The 6,990-nt window shown below is 33.4% G+C and carries 6 protein-coding genes and 2 pseudogenes; 3 read left to right on the top strand and 5 right to left on the bottom strand.

Going from position 1 to position 6,990, the window contains the following annotated elements; genetic code table 11:
- The first annotated feature begins 341 nt into the window (after positions 1–341).
- Both AN161_RS30855 and AN161_RS30850 read left to right on the top strand, forming a co-directional pair.
- Positions 342–641, top strand: coding sequence for a hypothetical protein (locus AN161_RS30855; protein ID WP_053597155.1), 300 nt, complete (start codon positions 342–344; stop codon positions 639–641).
- 173 nt (positions 642–814) lie between these two features.
- The gene (locus tag AN161_RS30850; RefSeq protein WP_241774655.1) at positions 815–1,210 is read left to right on the top strand and encodes a hypothetical protein; all 396 of its coding nucleotides are present in this window, start codon (positions 815–817) and stop codon (positions 1,208–1,210) included.
- Positions 1,211–2,791: 1,581 nt separating this feature from the next.
- Here the strand turns inward: AN161_RS30850 and AN161_RS25660 are convergent.
- The 5 genes and pseudogenes from AN161_RS25660 to AN161_RS30015 all read right to left on the bottom strand — a co-directional run bounded on the left by AN161_RS25660 (position 2,792) and on the right by AN161_RS30015 (position 6,056).
- The gene (locus AN161_RS25660) at positions 2,792–3,751 is read right to left on the bottom strand and encodes an acetyl-CoA carboxylase carboxyltransferase subunit alpha (RefSeq protein WP_053597152.1); all 960 of its coding nucleotides are present in this window, start codon (positions 3,749–3,751) and stop codon (positions 2,792–2,794) included.
- Complete coding sequence (gene accD / locus AN161_RS25655; protein ID WP_053597151.1) at positions 3,744–4,592, bottom strand: acetyl-CoA carboxylase, carboxyltransferase subunit beta; 849 nt, start codon at positions 4,590–4,592, stop codon at positions 3,744–3,746. Before accD ends, AN161_RS25660 begins: the two co-directional genes overlap by 8 nt.
- Before the next feature lie 35 nt (positions 4,593–4,627).
- Positions 4,628–5,248 (bottom strand): annotated as a pseudogene (locus tag AN161_RS25650) (GntR family transcriptional regulator).
- Between the two features lie 93 nt (positions 5,249–5,341).
- Positions 5,342–5,593: pseudogene (locus tag AN161_RS25645) on the bottom strand (GntR family transcriptional regulator); the annotation flags it as partial.
- A 289-nt stretch (positions 5,594–5,882) separates the two neighbouring features.
- A complete protein-coding gene (locus AN161_RS30015) occupies positions 5,883–6,056 on the bottom strand; it encodes a hypothetical protein (RefSeq protein WP_157059193.1) in 174 nt (57 codons plus the stop codon).
- 255 nt (positions 6,057–6,311) lie between these two features.
- On the opposite strand from AN161_RS30015, the gene AN161_RS25640 reads away from it, so the two are divergent.
- Positions 6,312–6,944, top strand: a complete 633-nt coding sequence (locus AN161_RS25640) for a hypothetical protein (protein WP_053597150.1) — start codon at positions 6,312–6,314, stop codon at positions 6,942–6,944.
- Positions 6,945–6,990 lie beyond the last annotated feature (46 nt).

Below are 6,990 nucleotides of genomic sequence, written 5' to 3'. Positions count from 1 at the left end.
CCGACAAACAGAAGACAAAGGAACCTCTGGGGTGTTTTTAAAAAAAAGTGTTCAACTTGTAATTGCAATTTAGGATTTTTAAATAATATACCGATGAAAATATTATAATAGAAGTCAGACACTTTTTATTGAAAAGAAATCAAATCTACAATAATTATAATTAATTAAGTTAGACAAATTTGATAGTCTCTAAATTAGACAAGATTAATTTGATAAATTAGCCTAAAAGTATAATTGATATAGGATTAACATAGATAATTCTAATTTGTCTGAGTTTAAAAGGTAAAATAAGTCCAGGTAATCTAGGAGGACGATGTGCTTGTGGTCGACGGTTACGATACATGTTTACAATTGAACATCAGATAACTCATAAAAAGATTCAATATGGAAAGGATCACTTGAGTGCATTTTTAAATATTGAAGTGAATGAAATAGATGGAGTTATAAATGAATTAGATGAACTCTTATGGAAAACAGGGAATAACGAGTACTACTATGAATACTATGAAAGACTCCCTGATAAAACAGTAGTTTCTGAAAGCATTAAAAAACATATCGAAATGAATGTTCCGTTTTTAGATAGACAAATAAATAGGGTAAATAAACATTTTGAAAAACAAATAGAAGCATTAGAGGAATAGCAACGAAAAATTCAGCGTGAAGTTGAACTTGAAAAGCGTCAGGAAACAAGAAGACAAATTGAAGAATTACTTAAAGAAAAGAAGAAGATTGATGATATGTTGGAAGCTGAGAGAAAGGCTCACGCGATGCTGAGTATAAAAGACAACAACAGGAAAATGAACGCATTGAAAGATTGTTGCAAGAAAAAAGGGAGAAGGACGCCAAACTAATTGACACAGTAAAAGCACAACTCAGCTATGGTGCGACATTCAATGATATAGCATATTCGCTTGTATTGAATGGTCAGCATAGTGCGGTGGCGATTAGTCATATTATGGCTGATGATTTTGGTTTTGATAAAAGATTTTCTATAGGTGTAATGAAGAGACCTTATATTTATATGGATGTCTTTTTGGCTTTAAAGAAACAAGTGGATAACGGAAATTTAATCATGGATGAATCATCGAACATAGAGGATTGTATTTTCTATGTGAATCCATATCATGCAGAAGAAGTTGTGATAAAACTGAAGAAGTGGAACAACAAACTCTTTTACTGTTTTAATTCGCAAGCTTGGAATTTACAGTGACTATCAAATTATTATTTTAAAGATACAATACAATAGTTAAGTTAAAAAATCATGGAAAATAGTTTTAAATTTCAGGATGAAAAGAATTTAGGAAGTGGAAATTTAGTAATAAAAACAGTATTTCTACATATAAATATTTGTTATCCAAAACTAATCTGAAATAAAATGGTAAAATAAGTATGAAAAAACATCTAATTATTATTGTAATTAAGTGAGAAACGTCCAAGAAAATTTCGATATAAAATAAAAAAATAAAAAGAATCCATTTTAATCATGTTTTTTATGGATTCTTTTTATTTTTTTATAGTAGAAACATTTGAGTGAATCCTATGAGGAATAAAAAAGAAGACACCAAAGTCTAAACTTTTTTGATAATGAAGTAAAGTTTAGACTTTGGTGTCCATGTACAGCTGTTTCGTCTCAATGTTATTAGCATACTTTTCTTTGATACATAACTTCCTATAATTTATATTATGTAAACTAAAATTATTTGGCGTGGAGGAGGGCTTGTATACGTCAACTTCCCATAATATCTGTATATGGACAAGAACTTTTAGACACTGCCACAAACCCACCTTCTTTGCACGAGGATTTTAAAGCATTTTGATTCTTTGGACAAGAACTTTTAGACACTTTATTTTTTATGAAGACAAGAACTTTTAGACATTTTATTTTTATGGACAGATGAAAACTCATAAAGTTTAAATTACTCTGTGTAAATGGTCACTTAAAGCAAATTAATAAGACACAAAAGTGTTGGTTTGGAATAAAGTTTGATTAAAAGTTTGTTGCAATCGTTGATTTTATAATAGAAGAAACCCACGCATTTTGAAAAAAGTTTGATCAAAATGCGTGGGTTTTATTTAAATGCGAAGTTATTTTTATCAAACTATATTACAAATAATCGAACTTTATTATAAATGATCAATCTTTTTTACAAACTACAACTCTTTTTTCTTCCATCATTAGGATATTAATTTATTTAGGCTGTTTTCTCAAAGATTGTTGCTAAAACAAATAATATTGATTTAAGTAAATATTTAAAGAAAGAGTTTAAACTAATTTTCACGGTGTTCTAATTTTTTAGTTACCTTTTTCTTTATAAAGCCTATACAACCAATAATAATCATAAGGATTGAAATTATTTCAAGAAGCGGAAAAGCATACACACCAAGTAAACCTGACCACGAATCTTGTGTTACATACTGAGTTATTCTTATAAGGAAAAAGCTGATTATAGGGGAAAAAAGTAGTACAGAGAACAGTCCCCATATAATAATCTTAGCTTGCCAAGAACGTTTATAAGCAAGACTAAAAGCCGTTATTATACAAAATATAGATAATAGAATTAGAAAAAATATCATCCTGGATATCATCCCCTTCTGCTTTTACAAATTATAACACTTCCATTTAAAGAAAATTAGAAATCTTGTGTACTAATATAAGGGGAAATGAAAATGCCTTTCCGCAAAACCATTTAGTTTGCAGAAGCAACAAACTTTACGAAAACAGCCTTTATTTAAGAAACATTTTTTATCTCTTTACGAACAAATTCACATGTCCAATAACCTAAAAATGAATTTAAACTTCTGTATATTGTCCAATCTTTCTGAATTTCTCATAGCGATCTTCAATTAATTGTTCGCCATTTAGAGAATTCAATGCTTTTAGTGTGACGCTTATACATTCTTTTATATAAGATGCTTGCTTCGCAACATTGCGGTGTGCTCCACCAGTTATTTCAGGGATTATTCCATCAATAACGTCGAGCTCTTTTAAGTCAGGTGCTGTTATACGCATTGCTTCTGCAGCTTGCTTCCCTAGGCTACCATCTCGCCATAAGATCGATGCAGCCCCTTCAGGCGAGATAACCGAATACGTTGAGTTCTCTAACATAAAGACGCGATTAGCTACCCCTAATGCAATGGCACCCCCACTTCCGCCTTCCCCAATAACAATACTAATAACTGGTACTGTTAGAATCGCCATTTCAGAGAGAGTTCTAGCAATGGCTTCACTTGGGCCGCGTTCCTCGGCTGCCTTACCCGGATAGGCTCCTTTTGTATCAATAAAACAAATAATTGGGCGCTTAAATTTCTCAGCTTGCTTCATTAAGCGTAATGCCTTACGATATCCTTCAGGGTGTGGCATACCAAAATTTCGTCGAATATTTTCTTTAGTTGATTTTCCGCGTTGATGTCCAACAATTGTTACGGGCTGTTCTTCAAAGAGAGCAATTCCTCCAAGAATAGCTGCATCATCACCAAATGTACGATCTCCATGTAACTCAATAAAGTTTTCACACATAGCTTCTATATATTGTAAAGTAGTTGGTCGTTCTGGATGTCTAGCAACCTGTACACGATCCCATGGCTTCATATTGGCATAAATAGATTGTTCTAGCTGTGTTAGACGTGTTTCAAGCTTTTCGATTTCGCTTGTCATATCTACATCTGCCTCTGTAGCAATCGTTTTTAATTCATCAATTTTTTCTCGTAATTGTATTACTGGTTCTTCAAAAGCTAAATTTTTTTTAGTCATGTTGCACGCCACCTCTCGTATGCATTTTTACAAGCATTGCTACTTGATTTCGTAAATCTTTTCGATGGAAAATTGCATCAAGCTGACCATGCTCTAGTAAAAATTCCGACGTTTGGAAATCATTTGGTAGTTTTTCTCTTAATGTTTCTTCTATTACACGGCGACCAGCAAAGCCAATCAATGCTTGTGGCTCAGCAATATTAATATCTCCAATAGAAGCAAAGCTTGCCGAAACGCCACCGTATGTAGGATGCGTCATGATAGATATAAACAATAGTCCTTCTTCACTATGATGTTTTAATGCCGCACTCGTTTTTACCATTTGCATTAATGATAGAATACCTTCTTGCATGCGCGCTCCACCACTAGTAGTAAAGATAATAACCGGTACACGTAATTCAATAGCTTTTTCAACGGCGCGTGTGATTTTTTCTCCTACAACGGAACCCATTGAGCCCATACGGAAATGAGAATCCATAATTGCTACAACAATTTCTTCCCCATTAAGAGTACCTAACCCAGTTAGTACAGCTTCGCTTAATCCCGTTTGTTGTTTAGCCACTGAAATTTTTTCTACATAATCAGGGAAATTAAGTGGATTACTTGTTTGTAAATGATCATCCATTGAAACAAATGAACCTTCATCTAAGAGATATGCTACGCGCTCCTGTGCAGTCATTTTGAAATGATGGTCGCATTTTGTACACACTTTATGATTTTTTTCTAATTCCTTTGTTAACTGAATGTGACGGCATTCTGGACATTTTGTCATAAGTCCTTCTGGAAATCCCTTTTCCTGTCCGTCCTCATTCTTTTTACTAAATAAGCTACGTATTGCCATGTTTTACTCCTCCTATGTTTGTCTAAATGCCTTGTTCAGCATTTATGTTCGTAAGCTTTTAATGCTTCTTTTTCATAGCCAAGCTGCATCGATTTCAACATAGATTGAATGATTAATTTTTCTGCTTCTGTTGAGTTTCGATTTAAACGGTCACCGGCATAAACTGCTAACTGAAACCAGACTTTTAGTGAAAGACGATTTCCTGACGTGATGATTATTTCTCGTAAAACATCCCGACAATTAATCGTACTTTCTATCTCTAGCTTTACAAAAAAACTGCCCCACACTGGTAGTGTTCGCAGAGTCTCTGTACAACTTATAACGCGAATGGCTTCCTTTTCATGAATTTGTCGCGTTAATTCGACATCCTTTTTGATTTTTCATCTTCTAATATAAACAGCGACAATATTTCTACGAGCTGATGCTTTTGTAGAAGCTAGAAACGTACCTTCCCCATGTCTCGTTTCAATAAGACCTAATAACTCTAAACTTCGCAATGCCTCTCTCTCAGAGGATCGCCCGACACCTAGACGTTCTGAAAGGACTCTTTCGGAAGGTAACTTTTCACCAGCCTGTATTTTTTCTATTTTAATAAGTTGTCGTAATTGTTGGACGATATCTAAAAACACTTTCTTTTGTTCGGTTTTTTTATCCATACGATCATCCTCGGTCAATCTATTCGCCTTGGAATAATTATTGCTGTCGCTTTCCTTTCGCGCAGATAAACAATGCATCCAAAGGCTTTATCTTATTTCTACGAGCTGATGCTTTTGTGTAGAAGCTAGAAACGTACCTCCCCCATGTCTCGTTTCAATAAGACCTAACAACTCTAAACTTCGCAATGCCTCTCTCTCAGAGGATCGCCCGACACCCAGACGTTCTGAAAGGACTCATTCGGAAGGTTACTTTTCACCAGCCTGTATTTTTTCCATTTTAATAAGTTGTCGTAATTGTTGGACGATATCTAAAAACACTTTCTTTTGTTCGGTTTTTTTATCCATACGATCAACTCCTCGGTCAATCTATTCGCCTTGGAATAATTATTGCTGTCGCTTTCCTTTCGCGCAGATAAACAATGCATCCAAAGGCTTTATCTTCATTCAGTAGGTGTTTGGATACCTACTATAAAGAAACAAAATCCACCACCTTCAGATGATGGCGTCTCTTACTGAATGAATTCAAAAGTGGTCTGGCCACTTTTGAAGTTGGCTTTATCTTACAAAATAATTATTTGAAAGTAAAGAAAAAACTACATAAAAATTTATGCAGTTTCTAAAATTCCCTTCAATTTCATATTCTTTTCGTCGTTTGTGCATATTTTATTTTCACTTGAGGTCTACCAAAGCGCTTTTCAAGCGTTCTCTCAATGTAAAGCAATTCATCTTCTAGTAAAAGCTCTTGAACAAGATGAAAAACTTGCGGGAATAAGGTTACAGAAACCGTTCCAAACTCATCCTGAAGCATGTAAACGGCGACCTACAAGGAAAGCACGTACCTGGCATCGTCCGGACGTGGCCCACTGAGCCAATACCCAGGGTTATTAATCGTAACTTTTTTATAATCGTCGCGACTTTATTTTAAACATCGTATCCTTTTTATAAACATCGCAACTTTATTTCAATTCTACAGTTGACTCCGTTTTTTATATTTGTTATAACAACTTTTACCCTATAATTTCTTTTTGATAAAATAGAAATTACAAAGGGGGAAAGCTATAAAATGAAATTGTCACTAAGTTATGATGAGGATAAAATTTATTTTAAAAATGAAGAACATGGTTTTTTAGGTTATACCACATTTGAAGCAGATTTTTGGGATTGGATTTCCAAGTTATCTTGGACAGTAAATACAAAGAAATTTTTAAATGGTGAAAAAACCTATATAAAAACGAGCAATAAAGAATTCTTAGAACATTCTACATTACATCAATCGGTAATGGCTCATTGGTATGGAATAAAGGAATTTCTAGAAACCAAAGAAAAAGGTTTTATAGTGGAACATCATAATAATCAAGCATTTGACTGTACTCTTGAAAATTTATCTTTCGCACATAATGATTTAAATCTAGCAAAAGCACATACTTTTGATAAAAATCAACCTAGATTAGCTATGCAAGTAGGTGTAAACTTTTTTAAAGACTTTTCTTCTCAACAATATCAAATCACAATGATTTTTACTGATGATTACTATTTGGTGATTAATGGGGAGTATAATTTAATTGAAAGAATTTATTTGCTATATGATGATAATTTCAGAGTAGTATATAATGATGCCAATAGAATTGTTGATGAACTACTAGAAAGCAAAATGATAGAATTTAGCCTGAATTATTCACAGCCATCTGAGATTTAGGGAATTTGGCTAGTTTTTCAGAATTGAGGAAAATAATTAGGAGTAA

Origin of the sequence: Lysinibacillus sp. FJAT-14222 (assembly GCF_001278875.1) — a bacterium.
GTDB classification, from domain to species: Bacteria; Bacillota; Bacilli; order Bacillales_A; family Planococcaceae; genus Lysinibacillus; species Lysinibacillus agricola.
Note: the sequence above shows the minus strand (reverse complement) of the source record. Positions and strands in the feature narration are given on the sequence as shown.

Excerpts from the sequence above, each read along its gene's own strand:
- AN161_RS25640 (WP_053597150.1), top strand. The coding sequence starts at position 6,312 with ATGAAATTGTCACTAAGTTATGATGAGGATAAAATTTATTTTAAAAAT.
- AN161_RS30855 (WP_053597155.1), top strand. The coding sequence starts at position 342 with ATGTTTACAATTGAACATCAGATAACTCATAAAAAGATTCAATATGGA.
- accD (WP_053597151.1), bottom strand. The coding sequence starts at position 4,592 with ATGGCAATACGTAGCTTATTTAGTAAAAAGAATGAGGACGGACAGGAA.
- AN161_RS25660 (WP_053597152.1), bottom strand. The coding sequence starts at position 3,751 with ATGACTAAAAAAAATTTAGCTTTTGAAGAACCAGTAATACAATTACGA.
- AN161_RS30015 (WP_157059193.1), bottom strand. The coding sequence starts at position 6,056 with ATGCTTCAGGATGAGTTTGGAACGGTTTCTGTAACCTTATTCCCGCAA.